General features: G+C 51.2%; 17 protein-coding genes. 7 read left to right on the top strand and 10 right to left on the bottom strand.

Annotation, left to right across the window (positions count from 1 at the left end):
• The first annotated feature begins 34 nt into the window (after positions 1–34).
• Positions 35–1483 carry a tRNA uracil 4-sulfurtransferase ThiI gene (gene thiI, locus NNO08_RS00620; RefSeq protein WP_137384637.1) on the top strand — a complete coding sequence of 483 codons (1449 nt, stop codon included), beginning with the start codon at positions 35–37 and terminating at the stop codon, positions 1481–1483.
• 96 nt (positions 1484–1579) lie between these two features.
• Here thiI and yajL read toward each other — a convergent pair whose 3' ends face one another.
• Together yajL and panE are read right to left on the bottom strand one after the other, a co-directional pair.
• Positions 1580–2170, bottom strand: coding sequence for a protein deglycase YajL (gene yajL / locus NNO08_RS00615; RefSeq protein WP_271455959.1), 591 nt, complete (start codon positions 2168–2170; stop codon positions 1580–1582).
• Complete coding sequence (panE, locus tag NNO08_RS00610) at positions 2133–3044, bottom strand: 2-dehydropantoate 2-reductase (protein ID WP_271455958.1); 912 nt, start codon at positions 3042–3044, stop codon at positions 2133–2135. The genes yajL and panE overlap by 38 nt, the downstream gene beginning before the upstream one ends.
• Before the next feature lie 174 nt (positions 3045–3218).
• Between panE and NNO08_RS00605 the strand changes: the two genes are divergently transcribed.
• Positions 3219–3710 carry a YajQ family cyclic di-GMP-binding protein gene (locus tag NNO08_RS00605; RefSeq protein ID WP_003831002.1) on the top strand — a complete coding sequence of 164 codons (492 nt, stop codon included), beginning with the start codon at positions 3219–3221 and terminating at the stop codon, positions 3708–3710.
• A gap of 46 nt (positions 3711–3756) precedes the next feature.
• Here the strand turns inward: NNO08_RS00605 and NNO08_RS00600 are convergent, their stop codons facing one another.
• The 8 genes from NNO08_RS00600 to NNO08_RS00565 all read right to left on the bottom strand — a co-directional run bounded on the left by NNO08_RS00600 (position 3757) and on the right by NNO08_RS00565 (position 12697).
• Positions 3757–5121, bottom strand: a complete 1365-nt coding sequence (locus NNO08_RS00600; protein ID WP_271455957.1) for an MFS transporter — start codon at positions 5119–5121, stop codon at positions 3757–3759.
• A 221-nt stretch (positions 5122–5342) separates the two neighbouring features.
• Entirely contained in the window at positions 5343–6233 is an 891-nt protein-coding gene (gene cyoE / locus NNO08_RS00595) for a heme o synthase (RefSeq protein WP_271455956.1), read from the bottom strand.
• Between the two features lie 11 nt (positions 6234–6244).
• Positions 6245–6574 (bottom strand): cytochrome o ubiquinol oxidase subunit IV, encoded by a 330-nt coding sequence (locus NNO08_RS00590; RefSeq protein WP_003831006.1) that lies wholly within the window; start codon positions 6572–6574, stop codon positions 6245–6247.
• Positions 6574–7188 (bottom strand): cytochrome o ubiquinol oxidase subunit III, encoded by a 615-nt coding sequence (locus NNO08_RS00585; RefSeq protein WP_271441080.1) that lies wholly within the window; start codon positions 7186–7188, stop codon positions 6574–6576. Before NNO08_RS00585 ends, NNO08_RS00590 begins: the two co-directional genes overlap by 1 nt.
• Positions 7178–9169 (bottom strand): cytochrome o ubiquinol oxidase subunit I, encoded by a 1992-nt coding sequence (cyoB, locus tag NNO08_RS00580; protein WP_003021610.1) that lies wholly within the window; start codon positions 9167–9169, stop codon positions 7178–7180. The genes NNO08_RS00585 and cyoB overlap by 11 nt, the downstream gene beginning before the upstream one ends.
• A 19-nt stretch (positions 9170–9188) precedes the next feature.
• Positions 9189–10136 (bottom strand): cytochrome o ubiquinol oxidase subunit II, encoded by a 948-nt coding sequence (cyoA, locus tag NNO08_RS00575; RefSeq protein ID WP_271441079.1) that lies wholly within the window; start codon positions 10134–10136, stop codon positions 9189–9191.
• Between the two features lie 459 nt (positions 10137–10595).
• On the bottom strand, positions 10596–12071 hold the full coding sequence (gene ampG, locus NNO08_RS00570) for a muropeptide MFS transporter AmpG (protein ID WP_271456008.1): 1476 nt from the start codon (positions 12069–12071) through the stop codon (positions 10596–10598).
• Between the two features lie 47 nt (positions 12072–12118).
• A complete protein-coding gene (locus tag NNO08_RS00565; protein WP_005125164.1) occupies positions 12119–12697 on the bottom strand; it encodes a lipoprotein in 579 nt (192 codons plus the stop codon).
• 306 nt (positions 12698–13003) lie between these two features.
• On the opposite strand from NNO08_RS00565, the gene bolA reads away from it, so the two are divergent.
• The 5 genes from bolA (at position 13004) to lon (ending at position 19776) form a co-directional block, all read left to right on the top strand.
• Positions 13004–13321, top strand: coding sequence for a transcriptional regulator BolA (gene bolA / locus NNO08_RS00560; RefSeq protein WP_040232707.1), 318 nt, complete (start codon positions 13004–13006; stop codon positions 13319–13321).
• 345 nt (positions 13322–13666) lie between these two features.
• Positions 13667–14965 (top strand): trigger factor, encoded by a 1299-nt coding sequence (gene tig, locus NNO08_RS00555; RefSeq protein ID WP_137384629.1) that lies wholly within the window; start codon positions 13667–13669, stop codon positions 14963–14965.
• A 247-nt stretch (positions 14966–15212) separates the two neighbouring features.
• Positions 15213–15836 carry an ATP-dependent Clp endopeptidase proteolytic subunit ClpP gene (clpP, locus tag NNO08_RS00550; protein WP_003021624.1) on the top strand — a complete coding sequence of 208 codons (624 nt, stop codon included), beginning with the start codon at positions 15213–15215 and terminating at the stop codon, positions 15834–15836.
• 126 nt (positions 15837–15962) lie between these two features.
• Positions 15963–17237: an ATP-dependent protease ATP-binding subunit ClpX gene (gene clpX / locus NNO08_RS00545; protein ID WP_271441619.1), complete on the top strand. Its 1275-nt coding sequence runs from the start codon at positions 15963–15965 to the stop codon at positions 17235–17237.
• Between the two features lie 184 nt (positions 17238–17421).
• The gene (lon, locus tag NNO08_RS00540) at positions 17422–19776 is read left to right on the top strand and encodes an endopeptidase La (RefSeq protein ID WP_271455955.1); all 2355 of its coding nucleotides are present in this window, start codon (positions 17422–17424) and stop codon (positions 19774–19776) included.
• Positions 19777–19905: the final 129 nt, after the last annotated feature.

Below are 19905 nucleotides of genomic sequence, written 5' to 3'. Positions count from 1 at the left end.
AGTCGTTCAGACTTGCCAAAGAACCATTGCCGCCATGAAGTTTATCATTAAATTGTTCCCAGAAATCACCATCAAAAGCCAATCTGTGCGTTTGCGCTTTATAAAAATTCTGACAGGGAACATCCGTAACGTTTTAAAGCACTACGATGAAGACCTTGCCGTTGTCCGTCACTGGGATCACGTTGAGGTTCGCGCCAAAGATGAAAGCCAGCGTCTGGATATTCGTGACGCGTTAACCCGAATCCCGGGCATTCACCATATTCTCGAAGTAGAAGACGTGCCGTTTACCGATATGCACGACATTTTCGAGAAAGCACTGGTGCAATACCGCGATCAACTGGAAGGAAAAACCTTCTGTGTGCGCGTCAAGCGCCGCGGCAAGCATGAGTTTAGCTCCATCGAGGTGGAACGTTATGTTGGCGGCGGACTGAATCAGCATATTGAATCTGCGCGCGTGAAGCTGACGAAGCCGGATGTGACGGTTAATCTTGAAATCGAAAACGACCGTCTGCTGCTGGTTAAAGGCCGCTATGAAGGTATCGGCGGTTTCCCGATTGGTACACAAGAAGACGTTCTGTCGCTGATCTCCGGTGGTTTTGACTCCGGTGTGTCCAGCTACATGCTGATGCGTCGCGGCTGCCGCGTACACTATTGCTTCTTCAACCTCGGCGGCGCAGCGCATGAAATCGGCGTTCGCCAGGTGGCGCATTATCTGTGGAACCGCTTTGGTAGCTCACATCGCGTACGTTTTGTTGCGATCAACTTTGAACCGGTGGTTGGTGAGATCCTGGAAAAAGTCGACGACGGTCAGATGGGCGTGGTCCTTAAGCGCATGATGGTCCGTGCTGCGTCTAAAGTGGCTGAACGCTATGGCGTACAGGCGCTGGTGACCGGTGAAGCGCTGGGCCAGGTGTCCAGCCAGACGCTAACCAACCTGCGCTTGATCGATAACGTTTCGGATACGCTGATCCTGCGTCCGCTAATCTCTCATGACAAAGAGCACATCATTAATCTGGCGCGTGAAATCGGTACTGAAGACTTCGCCCGTACCATGCCGGAATACTGCGGTGTGATTTCAAAAAGCCCGACGGTGAAAGCGGTTAAAGCGAAGATTGAGGCCGAAGAAGAAAACTTCGATTTCTCGATCCTCGATAAAGTGGTTGAAGAAGCGAACAATATTGACATTCGCGACATCGCCCAGCAGACGCAGCAGACCGTGGTGGAAGTTGAAACCGTGAGCGGCTTCGGTCCGAACGATGTGATTCTGGATATTCGCTCCGTGGATGAACAGGATGACAAACCGCTGAAGGTGGAAGGTGTGGACGTGGTTTCTCTGCCGTTCTACAAGTTGAGCACTAAATTCGGCGATCTGGACCAGAATAAAACCTGGCTGCTGTGGTGTGAACGCGGGGTGATGAGCCGCCTGCAGGCGCTGTATCTGCGCGAGCAGGGCTTTGAAAACGTAAAAGTGTATCGCCCGTAATCCCTTTTGCCTGATGGCGCTGCGCTTATCAGGCCTACAAATTGTACGTTTTTGTAGGTCTGATAAGGCGGTTACGCCGCCATCCGGCAAGCATGCTTACTCGTAGTAGTTATAAATGCCTGCAGCCATCACCAGTTGTGACGCCACTTCATGAGCTTTTTCTCGCCCGACCAGTAGATCGATAATTTTTAAGCCAAAATCGATGGCGGTACCCGGTCCCTGGCTGGTTAACAGGTTGACGCGTGGATCCCATACGACGCGCTTGTCCTGCCATTGATCGGTGGGAATTTGGTCTTTCAGCGCCGGGAAACCAGTCATATTACCGATGGGGAAAATATCGTGTGGGACGAGCACGGTGGCGGCAGCGGCACAAATTGCGGCGACAATACGTCCGGAACGATGGAATTGCTTCACCGTTTCGATAAGCAACGGGCTGTCACGAAAACATTCAGCGCCTTTAATACCGCCCGGCAACACGATAATGTCGAAATCGCCGTCCGCAACTTCGACCAGGGGCGCATCAGCCAGTAACTTCACGCCACGCGAACAGACAATCGTCAGGTTGCCATCGCTGGCGACGCTTGCGGTCGTGACCTTAATGCCGCCACGAACCAGCAGATCGATAGTAGTGACCGCTTCGGTCTCTTCACTACCAGGGGCGAGGCAAACCAGTGCCTGAGCGCTCATACTCACTCTCCTTTCGCTTTACCATTTCAAACAGGCGGGCATTTTCCGGGACGGCGATGCCGTGCGCACGTGCGCGTTTTAACAAATAACCGGTAATGTAGTCGATCTCCGTATGACGCAAGGCACGAATGTCCTGCAGCATCGATGAGATATTTTCTGCCGTGCTGTCAATTACTTGCTCGACATAATAACGTAAATCATCCGCTGATGTGTGATGACCTTCGCGCTCAATGACCGCCGCCACTTCCTCGCATATCAATGCTATTTTTTCTGGATGCTGACGCAGTTCGCCGTTGGGACAGTTCCAGAGTGCGGTGAGTGGGTTAATGACACAGTTCACAGCCAGCTTACGCCACAGCTCAGCGCGAATAGTGTTGTGCCAGGCGACATCGGGCAGGACATCTTGCAGGATTTCAGCCAGATAGCTGAAATCGCCATCTTGTTCACGCGCCGGACCGATGCGCGTTGTGCCCTGGGCGACATGAATAATAACGTTCCCGTCACGGCGTGCCGCGTGAGTGGTGGTGCCCATCAGCAGAGGTTGCTTAATGTTATGCAACTCTTCAATCGTTCCCATGCCGTTGTGAATTAACAGAATGGGCGTGGTTTCAGGCAGAATAGCGGCCAGGCTTTTGACTGCGTCAGAAACCTGCCAGGCTTTTAGTGTCACCAGCAGCAGATCGCTTTTCGCCAAAAAATCGGGGTCGTTTGCCGTCAGGGATTCATTAAAAACGGATCCATCCGTGTCAATCAGGTTCACGCTGCAATAAGGTTGTGGCACGCGTAGCCACCCTTGCACCTCATGCCCATGTTTGCACAGCGCTGTAAGCCACAGCTGTCCTAACGCTCCGCATCCCAGTACGGTAATTTTCATTCTTCCTCCTCACCTGCAACAGCACCAGGTGTTAATCCATATCCGCTACATCCCATTATTGTTCGCAGCTATCAGTACCACGTACAATTAAAGGATACAGCCTAGTATAGCGCTGTCTGTTGAGTAACTTTGCAGGTATTATGCTTCGCATCAAAAATGAAGGGAGAGGAAAAGATGCCATCTTTCGATATTGTTTCTGAAGTTGATCTTCAGGAAGCCCGTAACGCGGTCGATAATGCCAGCCGCGAAGTGGAGTCACGCTTCGATTTTCGTGGCGTTGAGGCCACCTTTGAGCTGAACGAGTCAAATAAGACGATTAAGGTGCTGAGCGAGTCTGATTTCCAGGTTAATCAGTTGCTGGATATTTTGCGTGCCAAACTGCTGAAACGTGGTATTGAAGGCACGTCGCTGGATGTACCAGAAACTTTCGTGCACAGCGGTAAAACCTGGTTTGTCGAAGCTAAGCTGAAGCAAGGCATTGAAAGCGCAGTGCAGAAGAAAATCGTCAAGCTGATCAAAGACAGCAAACTGAAGGTGCAGGCACAGATTCAGGGTGAAGAAATTCGTGTAACCGGTAAGGCGCGTGACGATCTGCAATCCGTTATGGCGCTGGTTCGCGGTGGCGATCTCGGCCAGCCGTTCCAGTTCAAGAACTTCCGCGATTAAGTCGTTATGTCAGATGGCGTGAGCCGCCATCTGACAAATCTCATCTTCAAGCCTGGCTAATCGTCTGTTCAACTTCAAATCGATTCGTCACTTTACTGTCGATCTTCACGTAGGCCGAATGCTCTTTTGCCACCAGTAATACTTCACTGACGCCTTCTTTTGCCAGCAGGCGCTGTTTAAGAGAGTCATCTGCTGCAATCTCTGACGGGATCTCAATACGCAGACTGCTGACATACGGCGGCTCTTTCATTGTACTGGCCACCGCCAACCAAACTGCCGCCAGAAGCGCACCGACCAGGAATACGGCCTGACCATCAAACATTTCGACCACCCAACCGCCGAGCGAACCGCCAATCGCCACGCCAAGAAACTGGCTGGTGGAGTAAACGCCCATCGCCGTGCCTTTATAGCCTGCGGGGGACTCTTTGCTGATAAGTGAGGGGAGGAGGGCTTCCATCAGGTTGAAGGCGAGGAAGAATATTTGCACGCCGGCAATCAGACCCCAGAAACGAATGTTAGCGCTCCACAATACAATCTCTGCGATAAGGATCAGTAACACGCAGGCGAGGAACACGCGTTTCATCTTGCGCTTCACTTCGGCGTAAATGATGAACGGCACCACGGAGACAAAGGACAGCAGCATCGTCACCAGATAAATTTTCCAGTGCTCTGCGGCGGGGAAGCCCGCTTTTGCCAGTTGACCCGGCAAAGCAACGAAAGTGGACATCAGCAAAATGTGCAGGCACATGATGCCGAAATTGAGCTTCAGGAGCTTAGGCTCTGCCAGTACTTTGCGGAAGCTACTTTTGACCATGCCCGATTCGCGGTTAAGCACATGGGTGGTGCTATTGGGAACGACCCAAATGGTCAGCACAATCCCGGTGGTGGCGAGCGCGGCAATCATCCAGAACAGCGCATGTAACCCCAGCGCATGGGTGACGATGGGCCCCAGTACCATCGCAATGGCGAAGGTGATACCAAAGCTGACGCCGATAAACGCCATCGCTTTGGTACGGTTTTGCTCACGGGTTAAGTCGGAAAGCAGCGCCATTACGGCAGCAGCAATTGCGCCAGAACCTTGTAGGGCACGACCAAGAATAATGCCCCAGATTGAATCGGAGAGGGCGGCAATTATGCTGCCGAGAACGAATACCGCCAGCCCGCCAACAATAAGCGGCTTACGACCAATGCGGTCAGAGAGCAGACCAAAGGGGATTTGGAAAACGGCTTGCGCCAGGCCATAAATGCCGATAGCAAGGCCTATCAGCGCTTCGCTGGCACCTTGTAACGCCATACCGTACGTGGTCAGAACTGGCAGGACCATAAACATGCCAAGCATGCGCAACGAGAATACGGTCCCTAAACCCCAGGTGGCGCGCAACTCACCGGGCGTCATTTTGTAATCGTTCATTCCCACCTCTGTATTAATTTCGCGCCTAGTGTAAAGCGCTAAGCAGGCTGGGTAAATATGCGCTTTATTAACAAATGTTGGGGTTGTGAGGGGCGTCGGCTGGAAACGAAAATGCCGGATGACGATACTCACGTATCTTACCCGGCCTACAAGCAATGTACTTTTTTGTAGGCCGGATAAGGCGTCAGCCGCCATCCGGCATAGAAGAGGTGACGATTAACTTACCAGACGTAAGTCAGCAGGTTCTGCGAGTTTGGCACCATAAAATCGACGGACATCATCACGGAAAGCGCGGTAATGGCGATGATGGAGAAACCGAACAGCTTGCGCGCCCAGACTCTGTCATCTTCCACTTTATAACCGCGCAGCGCCATGCCCAACCACCAAACGCTCACCGCCGCAGCAACAACCAGGTATTTATAACCGGCATAGCCGCCCAGGGTTAGCATCAGCGTGGCAATAGCAAACGCCACGATGTAAAGCGTGATATGGTTTTTCGCGACCGAAATACCTTTCACCACCGGCAGCACCGGGATGTTGGCCGCCTGATAATCCTTGAAGCGGAAAATCGCAATCGCGTAAGAGTGCGGCATCTGCCACAGGCTGAAAATAGCCAGCAGAATCAACGCACCGCTATCGAACACACCGGTTACGGCGCAGTAGCCAATCACCGGCGGCGCAGCGCCGGAGAGTGAGCCAATCAGCGTACCGTAAACGGAATGACGCTTCATATACAGGCTATAAACGCCTACATAAACCACGAAGCCCATTACCCCCAGCCAGCAGGCCAGAGGGTTCGCGCCAAACCACAGCAGCATAAAGCCAGCAATACCCAGCAAGGTGGCGTATACCAGCGAGACCGCAGGGGATATCAGACCTTTAACCAGCACGCGGTTTTTGGTCCTCTCCATCTTCCTGTCGATATCCCTGTCGATGTAGTTGTTAAATACACAACCTGACGCCACAACCAGTGACACCCCAACCAACGTGTAGATAAACAGGGGATAATCAATGCTGCCCTTCGAGGCCAGCAGGAACCCCCCAATCACCGAGATCAGGTTGCCAAAGATGATGCCTGGTTTCGTTACTTGCAGGTATTGCTTAAACATCATAATCGCCGCTCTTAGTGCATCATCATGTTGTAGTTAAGGTTCCACATAATCCAGATGGAGCCCACAACCAGGATGGCGATGATTAGCACAGTAAAGACAAAGGCCGTCATGTTCCAACCTTCATCAGATTTGCTATTCATGTGCAGGAAGCACACCAGGTGCACCAGAATCTGTACCACTGCCATTGCCAGAATAGTTCCCAGAATGACGGCCGGAGAAGCAGAACCTGTCATGACCATCCAGAACGGAATGACCGTCAGGATGATCGACAGGATAAAACCTGTCATGTAGGTTTTTACGCTGCCATGGGATGCGCCGCCGCTCTCGTTAGAATGACTCATTACATCGCCCCCATCAGATAAACAACAGTGAACACACAGATCCACACCACGTCCAGGAAGTGCCAGAACAGGCTCAGGCACATGATACGGGTACGGTTAGTGCTGGTCAGGCCGCGACGAGCAACTTGCACCATCAGCACCGCCATCCAGATAAGACCGGAGGTGACGTGCAGACCGTGCGTGCCGACCAGCGCGAAGAACGCAGAAAGGAAGCCGCTGCGATCCGGGCCCATACCGTTAACAATCAGGTGATGGAATTCATAGAGTTCCATCCCGATGAATCCGGCACCGAACAAGAAGGTCAACGCCAGCCAGGAGATAACCTGGCTCTTGTTGTTCTTGTACATGGCGATAGCTGCCATGCCGTAAGTAATGGAGCTGAATAACAGCAGGAATGTTTCAACCAGAACGAACGGCAGTTCAAAAATGTCCTTACCTGTTGGGCCACCTGCGGTGCCGTTCACCAGAACGGCGTAGGTTGCAAACAGAATAGAGAACAGAATGCAGTCGCTCATCAGGTAGACCCAAAATCCGAAGATTTTGGTCTGGCCTGCATCGTGGTGCCCGTGTTCGTGCGCGTGGGCATTCGCGTGCGTTAAAGTATCAGTTGCCATTTTTCAGCCCTGCCTTTGTAATCTCATCGAAATGCTGGTTTTCCAGTTTTTCGACTTCCGGTACCGGCACGTAGTAATCCACGTCTTCATCAAAGCTTTTCACGATCCAGCTGATGATCATGCCTGCGAAGCTTGCAATCGCCAGCCACCAGATATGCCAGATCATGGCGAAACCAAACAGTGTTGCGAAGGCCGTAATGACGATACCTGCACCGCTGTTTTTCGGCATATGAATCTCTTCATAATGCGCAGGCTGTTTGTACGCTTCACCTTTCTCTTTCATTTCCCAGAAGGCATCACGCTCGTGGACGTGTGGCACAACGGCAAAGTTATAGAACGGAGGCGGGGAAGAGGTTGCCCACTCCAGCGTACGACCACCCCATGGGTCACCGGTCAGGTCACGGTTCTGCTCGCGGTCGCGAATAGACACGTAGATCTGAATCAGCTGGCACAGGATACCCAGTGCAATCAGCGCGGCGCCGCAAGCGGCAACGACCAGCATTGGGTGGAACTGAGGGTCAATCTGCTGACTGAGGCGACGGGTCATACCCATAAAGCCCAGCACGTACAGCGGCATAAATGCGACGAAGAAGCCGATGATCCAGAACCAGAATGCGCGTTTACCCCATGTTTCGTTCAGCGTGAAGCCAAACGCTTTTGGCCACCAGTAGGTCATACCTGCGAAGCAGCCAAATACGACGCCGCCGATGATAACGTTATGGAAGTGCGCAATCAGGAACAGACTGTTGTGCAGCACGAAGTCTGCACCCGGAACCGCCAGCAGCACGCCGGTCATACCGCCGACTGAGAAGGTGACGATAAAGCCAATCGTCCACAGCATTGCTGAGTGGAATACGATACGGCCCTGATACATGGTGAACAGCCAGTTGAAGATCTTCACCCCGGTTGGGATGGCGATAATCATGGTGGTAATACCGAAGAAGGCGTTTACGTTAGCGCCTGCACCCATGGTGAAGAAGTGGTGCAGCCAAACAACGAACGACAGAACGGTGATACACACGGTTGCCCACACCAGTGAGGTGTAACCAAACAGGCGTTTACGCGAGAAGGTTGCAGCGATTTCGGAGAACACACCGAAGACCGGCAGAACCAGAATGTACACTTCCGGATGGCCCCAGGCCCAAATCAGGTTGATGTACATCATCATGTTGCCGCCCATATCGTTGGTAAAGAAATGGGTGCCCAGATAGCGATCCAGGGTCAGCAACGCGACGGTAACCGTCAGGATTGGGAAAGAAGCGATAATCAGGATGTTCGCACACAGAGATGCCCAGCTAAACACCGGCATCTTGAACATGGTCATTCCTGGTGCACGCATCTTAATGATGGTCACAAAGAAGTTGATACCGGTCAGGGTTGTACCAATACCGGACAACTGGACTGCCCATATCCAATAGTCGACCCCGACGCTTGGACTGTACTCTATTCCCGAAAGTGGCGGATACGCCAGCCAACCGGTCTGTGCGAATTCACCTACGCCCAGAGACAGGTTAACCAGAATGACGCCGACAACGGTGAACCAGAAGCTCAGGTTGTTCAGGAACGGGAATGCAACGTCACGTGCGCCGATCTGCAGCGGAACCACCAGGTTCATCAGACCGATAACAAATGGCATTGCCACGAAGAAGATCATAATCACGCCGTGAGCCGTGAAGATCTGGTCGTAGTGGTGAGGAGGCAGGAAGCCCGCTTCACCTGCAGAAGCCAGCGCTTGCTGACTACGCATCATGATGGCGTCGGCAAAGCCACGAATCAACATGACGATTGCGACGATGACATACATGATGCCAAGGCGTTTGTGGTCAACCGAAGTCAGCCACTCTTTCCACAGGTAGGTCCACTTACCGAAGTAAGTGATAAGGCCCAGTAAGGCCGCACCACCGATGATAATGGCAGCGATCGTAACCATGACAATGGGTTCATGGAACGGCACTGCATCCAGCGTCAATTTTCCGAACATCGTATTCTTCCTCGGCCCCTTAGTGAGCGGATTCCGCGTGGCTCATGTCCATGCCTTCCATTCCTTCATGTGCGTTGTGCTCACCTTCGGGTTGGGTCATGTCCATGCTCTTACCGTGAGCCATAAATTTGTTAATAACGTCTTTAAACAAATCCGGTTTCACGTTGGAGAAATATTCCACCTGGTTATATTCGCTTGGCGCAGCCACTTTCTCGAACGCAGCCATGTCGCTCATGGTGTTCGTGGACTGTTTAGCTTTAGCAACCCATTGGTCGAATTCGGCGCGGTCCTTTGTTGCGATAGCCTTGAACTTCATACCGGAGAAGCCTGGTCCGCTATAACTTGCGGAGATACCATCATAAGTACCGACTTCGTTGGCGATCAGATGCAGTCGAGTCTGCATGCCGGCCATGGCATAAATCTGGCTACCCAGACGCGGGATAAAGAAGGAGTTCATCACGGAGTTGGATGTCACTTTGAATTCAACCGGAGTATTCGCCGGGAAGGCGATTTCATTCACGGTAGCGATACCTTGTTCCGGATAGATGAAGAACCATTTCCAGTCCATGGAAACCACTTCGATGGTAATGGGCTTCTCGTCATGCGCCAGCGGTTTGCTTGGCTCAAGAGCGTGAGTGGTTTTCCAGGTCAGAACGGCAAGGAAAATGATGATTAAGATAGGCACCGTCCAGACCACAGCTTCCACTTTATTGGAGTGTGACCAGTTCGGGCTGTACTTCGCATCTTTATTGCTTGCACGGTACTTCCAGGCAAAACCAACAGCCATCAAGATGGCAGGAATAACGACAATCAACATCAGGCCAAATGCCGTCAGTATCAATGACCGTTGTTCCAGTCCAATCTGTCCTTTAGGGTCAAGCAGCGCAGAATTACAGCCACTGAGTAATGCAGTGCCTGCAATTAATGACAACCATCCCAAACTTTTATTGTATTTCCTGAGTCTCATTTAACGACCTCAATTCCACGGGACCGGGTGGCGTTTAAAGTGTGAGGGCATTTTACGGGAAGGTTACATTACTGTAAACATCATTGGATCTGTGTTACCGGGTTCTGCCGTGCATGTCACATATGTTGCAATATATGTCGCCTCAGCTTTAAGAACCTGTTGCAACATCACGTTATAACGAAAGCGGGCGAGCTGGGGAGGTGTCGAGGGCAATTGGTATAACCAATACGAAAATAAAACAATTGTTTAACAATTGATTATCAATAAAAAGACAAATAATGAACAAAAAATAAATCTGATTCGGCTGAATCGAGTAAGGAAAATAGAATTTATAAAAGGAGTCAATAATTTCCAAATTCTATGGCGCACAAAACAACAAATATTATTTTTATCAACTGCTGTTTATTTAGCCGTTATAATTACGCAAGGTGATTACAACGGCCAAATTAATGTGAAAAATTACATCAGACGTGTTTTCCGTAGTGCAAGATAGTCCAGTAAGCCACCAAATACGACGCCACAGATGGCGACCGCGACTGAGACTTCAAGCAGCCCAGCCAGGAAAGAGAAGTTGGTGTAATCCAGTGCGTTCATGGTAAGCAGCAACAGCCAAACAGCCAGCAAACAGCAGCCCGTCACTAACGTCATCAAAGCCAGATTGTACGCCCCACGGAACTCTGTGCGTGGAATAAAACTCTCATTTTGCCAGCTATGTTCCAGCGTCTGGCGACAAACCAGCAGCAGCAGGAGTCCAGGGATCGCGGCAAACACGGAAAACAGATAAAACGTTGGCCAACCGTGAGCCTCGACGAACCAACCTGCCACTGGGCCCACATAGACGCGACCAACAGCCGAAAGGGCTGAGAGTAGGGCAAACTGGGTTGCGGAGAACGATTTATTACACAGCGTCATTAATAAGGCGACAAACGCCGCAGTACCCATCCCGCCGCACAGGTTTTCGAAGAAGACCGCTGCTGCCATACTGAACATGTGCTTGTCGGTAATAGAAAGCAGCCAGTATCCGGCGTTCGATACGCCCTGCAGAATGCCGAAAATGAGTAACGCGCGAAACAGCGAAAGACGCTGCATCAGGATCCCACCGTACAGCGCACCGACTATTGTCGCCAGCAGCCCCAGCGTTTTATTGACGACGCCGACTTCACCGGCATCAAATCCGACGCCGCGGATTAAAAACGTTGTGGTCAGGCTCATGGCGAAGGCATCCCCGAGCTTATACAGCACAATAAGCAGCAGGATCAGCCAGGCGTTGTTACGACCAAAAAAGTCACGCAGTGGCGCAGCAACCGCTTGTTCCAGTGTTTTAGGCACCGGAATGGTGTCAGTGGGTTCGGGTGCCAACAGGGTGGCGATAATGCAGGGAATCAGTAGTGCCGCCATCAGCCAGTACATACCTTGCCAGCCGAGCCAGCGGTCAGCCATCCACAGTGCCAGGCCACCGGAAACCAGCATCCCCAGGCGGTAACCCAGTACGCTGATTGCTGCACCGGTACCACGTTCTTCTGCCGGTAAAACGTCTGTTTTCCAGGCGTCAAAAACAATATCCTGCGACGCCGAACAAAATGCGATCACCACTGCGAGTGCCGCCATCCAGCGTAACTGCGTTCCAGGTTCCAGAAAACCCATCGCGGCGATGGAAATAAGAAGCAACACCTGAGTCGTCAACAGCCAACCGCGACGACGACCTAAAAACGGTGGGGTGTAGCGGTCCATCACCGGGGACCAGAGAAACTTAAATACGTAGGCCTGGCCGACCAGAGAAAAGAAACCGATAGTTTTCAGATCGATATTTTCGACCGTCATCCACGCCTGAAGCGTACCGGAGGTCAGGGCGAGCGGTAAACCGGAAGCAAAACCTAACATCAGCAGAATCGCTGATTTTGGTTGCTGAAAAATACGTAAATAGTGATTGGACATGGGCATTAAAAGCTGACCCGGCGAAATACCGGGTCAGGGGGCTTAAATTAGCGAGCGTTCTGCTTGATGAAATCGTGAACGCTGGTGTCCTGGGACATATCAGCGATGGTGTCGGTCAAGACGCTGTTAACGGCATCAGCAATATTTTTGTTAGAGGCCTGGAATGCGCCTTCAACAGAGTAGCTTGCACGGTAGTTTTTGGTCATCTTGTTGCCGTTGGCAGCCGTTGCAATAATGGCGATATCTGCTTTGGTTGCGATGTTATAGCGCACGCTACCTTGCGACACATCAGCGTACAGCTGGCTTACGATGATTTGCAGGTTAACTGCACCGTTTGGACCCACCATATAACCGCGTGCAGTCATCTGCTTTTCCAGCACTTCTTGCAGCAGGAAGCGCAGATCGCGAGACGCAGTCAGAGTAACCAGTTGATTGTCGCGGGTCACTTTTGCCAGCGCCTGATCCTGACGCTGGTCGGCGCCATTGATACTGACAGTTACTCCCATCAGACTCGGATCCTGCTGTGGCAGGGTAATTTTCGGCGATACGTTGATGGTAGTGGGCGGAGTTGCGCAGCCAGCCAACATAAACAGCGCGACTAAAGGGAAGAGGATTTTTTTAAACATGCCAGGGCTCTCAGCGAATCTAAATTGTATGGTTAGAGAAAATTCCCGCCATCATAACATCGCCAACGATGAGGGGAAGTGGGTAACGCATGTAAATTCATCATGTTGTCCGTTTGATGATGTTGTAGAGACCATAAATGGCCTTTTTGCAATAACGCGAACACAAGAATCAGTGAACTTCATTCGTTTGGGTGAGAAAATCAGACAAGCGCTAATTTTTTGTTGCTAAGGTGTAATGAAAACGGTAAAAGCGGCTAGTATTTAAAGGGATGGGTGACATCTCAGCGTTGTCGGAGGAAAAATTTCATGATGATTCGTGAGCAAATAGAAGAAAAATTAAGGGCAGCGTTCCAACCCGTGTTCCTCGAAGTTGTGGATGAAAGCTATCGTCACAATGTCCCGGCAGGTTCTGAAAGCCACTTTAAGGTTGTGCTGGTCAGCGATCGCTTTACAGGTGAACGTTTTCTTAATCGTCATCGGATGATTTACAGCACGTTAACGGCGGAGCTTTCCACAACCGTACATGCTCTTGCCCTGCATACCTACACCATTAAGGAGTGGGAAGCGTTGCAGGACACCATTTTTGCATCGCCTCCGTGTCGTGGGGCGGGAAGCATCGCCTAAAAAACGGATTTGCAACAACCGGCGCTTTTCCAGTATGTTGCTACAGATTATGTGAAAACGGCCTGCGGGCCGTTTTGTTTTGTCTGAATTCTGAGTAGGTCGTCCAGTATTCAGACAAAAATTAGCCGGGAATTGTGAAAAAAGCCGCAGCAACGCGCGATAACCGTTCTCGACTCATAAAAGTGATGCCGCTATAATGCGCGTCTTATTTTTCGGAATGTCTTCGGGATGATTCTGACGACAGGGAATGTGATTGATTATGAGAACATCCCAGTTCCGCGAAGCCAACAACCTGTGCTTGCGGAGAAGAGTTGACCGAGCACTGTGATTTTTTGAGGTAACAAGATGCAAGTTTCAGTTGAAACCACTCAAGGCCTTGGCCGCCGTGTAACGATTACTATCGCTGCTGACAGCATCGAGACCGCTGTGAAAAGCGAGCTGGTCAACGTAGCGAAGAAAGTGCGTATTGACGGTTTCCGCAAAGGAAAAGTACCGATGAATGTCGTTGCTCAGCGTTATGGCGCTTCTGTTCGCCAGGACGTTCTGGGTGACCTGATGAGCCGTAACTTCGTTGATGCCATCATCAAAGAAAAAATTAATCCGGCTGGCGCACCGAACTACGTTCCGGGCGAATACAAACTGGGTGAAGATTTCACTTACGCGGTAGAGTTCGAAGTTTACCCGGAAGTTGAACTGACCGGTCTGGACGCAATCGAAGTTGAAAAACCGGTTGTTGAAGTTACCGATGCTGACGTTGACGTTATGCTGGATACCCTGCGTAAGCAGCAGGCTACCTGGAAAGACAAAGACGGCGCTGCTGATGCAGAAGACCGTGTAACCATCGACTTTACCGGTTCTGTAGACGGCGAAGAGTTCGAAGGCGGCAAAGCGTCTGACTTCGTACTGGCGATGGGCCAGGGTCGTATGATCCCAGGCTTTGAAGAAGGCGTTAAAGGCCACAAAGCTGGCGAAGAGTTCACCATCGACGTGACCTTCCCGGAAGAGTACCACGCTGAAAACCTGAAAGGTAAAGCCGCTAAATTCGTTATCAACCTGAAGAAAGTTGAAGAACGTGAACTGCCGGAACTGACCGAAGAATTCATCAAACGTTTTGGCGTTGAAGATGGTTCCGTAGCGGGTCTGCGCGCTGAAGTGCGTAAAAACATGGAACGTGAGCTGAAAGGCGCTGTACGTAACCGCGTTAAGTCTCAGGCGATCGAAGGTCTGGTTAAAGCCAACGACATCGACGTTCCTGCAGCACTGATCGACAGCGAAATCGACGTTCTGCGTCGTCAGGCTGCACAGCGTTTCGGTGGCAACGAGAAGCAAGCTCTGGAACTGCCGCGTGAACTGTTCGAAGAACAGGCTAAGCGTCGCGTAGTTGTTGGTCTGCTGCTGGGCGAAGTGATTCGTACCAACGAACTGAAAGCTGATGAAGATCGCGTAAAAGGCCTGATCGAAGAAATGGCTTCTGCTTACGAAGATCCGAAAGAAGTTGTTGAGTTCTACAGCAAAAACAAAGAGCTGATGGACAACATGCGTAACGTCGCTCTGGAAGAACAGGCTGTTGAAGCGGTTCTGGCGAAAGCTAAAGTGACTGAAAAAGCCACTACTTTCAACGAACTGATGAACCAGCAGGCGTAATTCGTTGCTTTTATAGCACGAAATTCGCACATAAACCCGTCACCTTCTGGTGGCGGGTTTTTTTTTGTCACGCATTTTGCATGGGAAGGGTGCGAAAACAGCGTTTCAGTGTTAGCGTTACAACAAAAGATTGTTATGCTTGAATTATGGCGATGTCGTACCCATTACAGAGGGACTAGCTGATAATCCGTCCATAAGGTTACAATCAGCACAGCAGGTTTTTTCAAATTTTATCCAGGAGACGGAAATGTCATACAGCGGCGAACGAGATAACTTTGCACCCCATATGGCGCTGGTGCCGATGGTCATTGAACAGACCTCGCGTGGTGAGCGCTCTTTTGATATCTATTCTCGTCTACTTAAGGAACGCGTCATTTTTCTGACCGGCCAGGTCGAAGACCATATGGCTAACCTGATTGTGGCGCAGATGCTGTTCCTGGAAGCAGAAAACCCGGAAAAAGATATCTACCTGTATATTAACTCCCCTGGTGGCGTGATTACTGCAGGGATGTCTATCTATGACACCATGCAGTTTATTAAGCCGGACGTTAGCACCATTTGTATGGGACAGGCGGCCTCAATGGGCGCGTTTCTGCTGACTGCCGGGGCGAAAGGTAAACGTTTTTGCCTGCCTAATTCTCGCGTCATGATCCACCAGCCTCTGGGCGGTTACCAGGGTCAGGCAACGGATATTGAAATTCATGCCCGTGAAATCTTGAAGGTAAAAGGGCGCATGAACGAACTTATGGCGCATCATACGGGTCAATCTCTTGAGCAGATTGAACGTGATACCGAGCGCGATCGCTTCCTCTCCGCTTCTGAAGCGGTGGAGTACGGTCTGGTCGACTCGATTTTGACCCATCGTAATTAATGCCCAGGGCGCAGGTGTGCCGCTATAATTACCTGGAGCGGCACAACGCTGACTAGCGTCTTGCGCCTGAGAATGGCATTTGCGTCGTCGTGTGCGGCACAAAGAACAAAGAAGAGGTTTTGACCCATGACAGATAAACGCAAAGATGGCTCGGGCAAATTGTTGTACTGCTCTTTTTGCGGCAAAAGCCAGCATGAAGTGCGTAAGCTGATTGCCGGACCATCCGTGTATATCTGCGACGAATGTGTTGATTTATGTAACGACATCATTCGCGAAGAGATTAAGGAAGTAGCACCGCACCGTGAACGCAGTGCGCTGCCGACGCCACATGAAATTCGCAACCACCTGGACGATTACGTTATTGGCCAGGAACAGGCGAAGAAAGTGCTGGCGGTCGCGGTATACAACCATTACAAACGTCTGCGCAACGGCGACACCAGCAATGGCGTCGAGTTGGGCAAAAGTAACATCCTGCTGATTGGCCCGACGGGTTCTGGTAAAACGCTGTTGGCTGAAACGCTGGCGCGTCTGCTGGACGTTCCGTTCACAATGGCCGATGCCACCACCCTGACCGAAGCCGGTTATGTGGGTGAAGATGTTGAAAATATTATTCAGAAGCTGTTGCAGAAGTGCGATTACGACGTGCAGAAAGCGCAGCGCGGTATTGTCTATATCGATGAGATCGACAAGATTTCGCGTAAATCAGACAATCCGTCTATTACCCGTGACGTTTCCGGTGAAGGCGTGCAGCAGGCGCTGTTGAAACTGATCGAAGGAACGGTTGCCGCCGTTCCGCCACAGGGTGGACGCAAACATCCGCAGCAGGAGTTCTTGCAGGTTGATACCTCCAAGATTCTGTTTATCTGTGGTGGTGCGTTTGCCGGTCTGGATAAGGTGATTGCTAACCGTGTTGAAACCGGCTCCGGCATTGGTTTTGGCGCGACGGTAAAAGCCCAGTCCGATAAGGCCAGCGAAGGTGAACTGTTGTCGCAGGTTGAACCAGAAGATCTGATCAAATTTGGTCTGATCCCTGAGTTCATCGGCCGTCTGCCCGTTGTGGCAACGCTGAGCGAACTGAGTGAAGAAGCGCTGATCCAGATCCTGAAAGAACCGAAAAACGCCCTGACTAAGCAGTATCAGGCGCTGTTCAATCTTGAAGGTGTGGATCTGGAATTCCGCGAGGAAGCGCTGGATGCTATCGCCAAGAAAGCGATGATTCGTAAAACCGGTGCGCGTGGTCTGCGTTCTATCGTGGAAGCCGCGTTGCTCGACACCATGTACGATCTTCCTTCTATGGAGGACGTTGAAAAAGTGGTGATCGACGAGTCTGTGATTGGCGGTCAGAGCAAGCCGTTGCTGATTTACGGTAAGCCGGAAGCACAGCAGGCATCTGGCGAATAATTCATCAATTCATACAGACGTTTAACCAAAAAGGGGGGATTTTATCTCCCCTTTTATTTTTCCGTAAACATGGCGTTGAATGTGTGGGAAACATCCCCATATACTGACATACATGTTAAAGGTGGTGTGAAGCACAGTCGTACCACCTGATTACCTGGCGGAAACTAAACTAAGAGAGAGCTCTATGAATCCTGAGCGTTCTGAACGCATTGAAATCCCCGTATTGCCGTTGCGCGATGTGGTGGTTTATCCGCACATGGTCATACCCTTATTTGTAGGGCGGGAAAAATCTATCCGTTGTCTTGAAGCGGCTATGGACCATGATAAAAAAATCATGCTGGTCGCGCAGAAAGAAGCTTCAACGGATGAGCCGGGTGTAAACGATCTTTTCACCGTCGGGACCGTGGCCTCTATTTTGCAGATGCTGAAACTGCCTGACGGCACCGTAAAAGTGCTGGTCGAGGGGTTACAGCGCGCGCGTATTTCTGCGTTGTCAGACAACGGCGAGCATTTCTCTGCGAAAGCGGAGTACCTTGATTCGCCTGCTATTGATGAGCGCGAACAGGAAGTGCTGGTACGTACAGCTATCAGCCAGTTCGAAGGCTATATCAAGCTAAACAAAAAAATCCCACCAGAGGTGCTGACGTCGCTTAACAGCATTGACGATCCCGCTCGTCTGGCGGACACCATCGCTGCCCATATGCCGCTGAAGCTGGCGGATAAGCAGTCCGTGCTGGAGATGTCCGACGTGAATGAACGTCTGGAATATCTGATGGCAATGATGGAATCCGAAATCGATCTGCTGCAGGTTGAAAAACGTATTCGCAACCGCGTGAAAAAGCAGATGGAGAAGTCTCAGCGTGAGTACTATCTGAACGAGCAAATGAAAGCGATTCAGAAAGAGCTCGGCGAGATGGACGATGCGCCGGATGAAAACGAAGCGCTGAAACGCAAGATCGACGCGGCGAAGATGCCGAAAGAGGCAAAAGAGAAAGCGGAAGCAGAGCTGCAGAAGCTGAAAATGATGTCTCCGATGTCGGCGGAAGCAACGGTCGTGCGTGGCTACATCGACTGGATGGTACAGGTTCCGTGGAATGCGCGTAGCAAGGTCAAAAAAGACCTGCGTCAGGCGCAGGAAATCCTCGATACCGACCATTATGGTCTGGAGCGTGTGAAAGACCGTATTCTTGAGTATCTTGCGGTCCAGAGCCGTGTGAACAAAATCAAGGGACCGATCCTGTGTCTGGTTGGACCGCCGGGGGTGGGTAAAACCTCTCTGGGTCAGTCCATCGCGAAGGCGACAGGGCGTAAATACATCCGTATGGCGCTTGGCGGCGTGCGTGATGAGGCTGAAATTCGTGGTCACCGCCGAACCTATATCGGTTCGATGCCGGGCAAACTGATCCAGAAAATGGCCAAAGTGGGCGTGAAAAACCCGCTGTTCCTGCTTGATGAGATCGACAAAATGTCTTCTGACATGCGTGGCGATCCGGCATCAGCACTGCTTGAGGTGCTGGATCCAGAGCAGAACGTGGCGTTCAGCGATCACTACCTGGAAGTGGACTACGACCTCAGCGACGTCATGTTTGTTGCGACGTCGAACTCCATGAACATTCCGGCACCGTTGCTGGATCGTATGGAAGTGATTCGTCTGTCTGGCTATACCGAAGACGAGAAGCTTAATATAGCTAAGCGTCATCTGTTGCCAAAACAGATTGAGCGTAATGCGCTGAAAAAAGGCGAGCTGACGGTTGATGATAGCGCCATTGTGGGCATCATTCGTTACTACACCCGTGAAGCGGGCGTGCGTAGTCTGGAGCGTGAAATCTCCAAACTGTGCCGTAAAGCGGTTAAGCAATTGTTGCTCGATAACTCACTGAAACACATCGAGATCAATGGTGATAACCTGCACGACTACCTGGGTGTGCAGCGCTTTGACTATGGCCGTGCGGATAACGAAAACCGCGTTGGTCAGGTCACGGGGCTGGCATGGACAGAAGTGGGCGGCGATCTGCTGACCATTGAAACCGCCTGTGTTCCTGGTAAAGGCAAGCTGACTTACACCGGATCGCTCGGCGAAGTGATGCAGGAATCCATTCAGGCTGCACTGACCGTGGTGCGTGCGCGTGCGGAAAAACTGGGTATTAACCCGGACTTTTACGAAAAACGCGACATCCACGTTCACGTACCTGAAGGCGCGACGCCGAAAGATGGTCCAAGCGCGGGTATTGCCATGTGCACAGCGCTGGTCTCATGCCTGACCGGTAACCCGGTTCGTGCCGATGTGGCGATGACTGGCGAGATCACCCTGCGTGGTCAGGTTCTGCCTATCGGTGGCTTGAAAGAAAAACTGTTGGCGGCGCACCGTGGTGGCATTAAGACGGTCTTAATTCCAGACGAAAACAAACGTGACCTGGAAGAGATTCCGGACAACGTTATTGCCGATCTTAATATTCACCCGGTGAAACGTATTGAGGAAGTTCTGACTCTTGCGTTGCAAAATGAACCCTCTGGAATGCAGGTTGTGACGGCAAAATAGTGACCTCGCGCAAAGAGCATTAATAAAAACAGGGCTGGCAGGCCATTTCGGGCTTGCCAGCCTTTTTTTGTATAGCTAATTTAGATAACGGATTGGGCTTGCCATCATTATCGGGTGTTGTAAGGGCAT

The sequence above is a fragment of the Citrobacter sp. Igbk 17 genome (genome assembly GCF_028069775.1).
Lineage (GTDB): Bacteria > Pseudomonadota > Gammaproteobacteria > Enterobacterales > Enterobacteriaceae > Citrobacter.
Note: the sequence above shows the minus strand (reverse complement) of the source record. Positions and strands in the feature narration are given on the sequence as shown.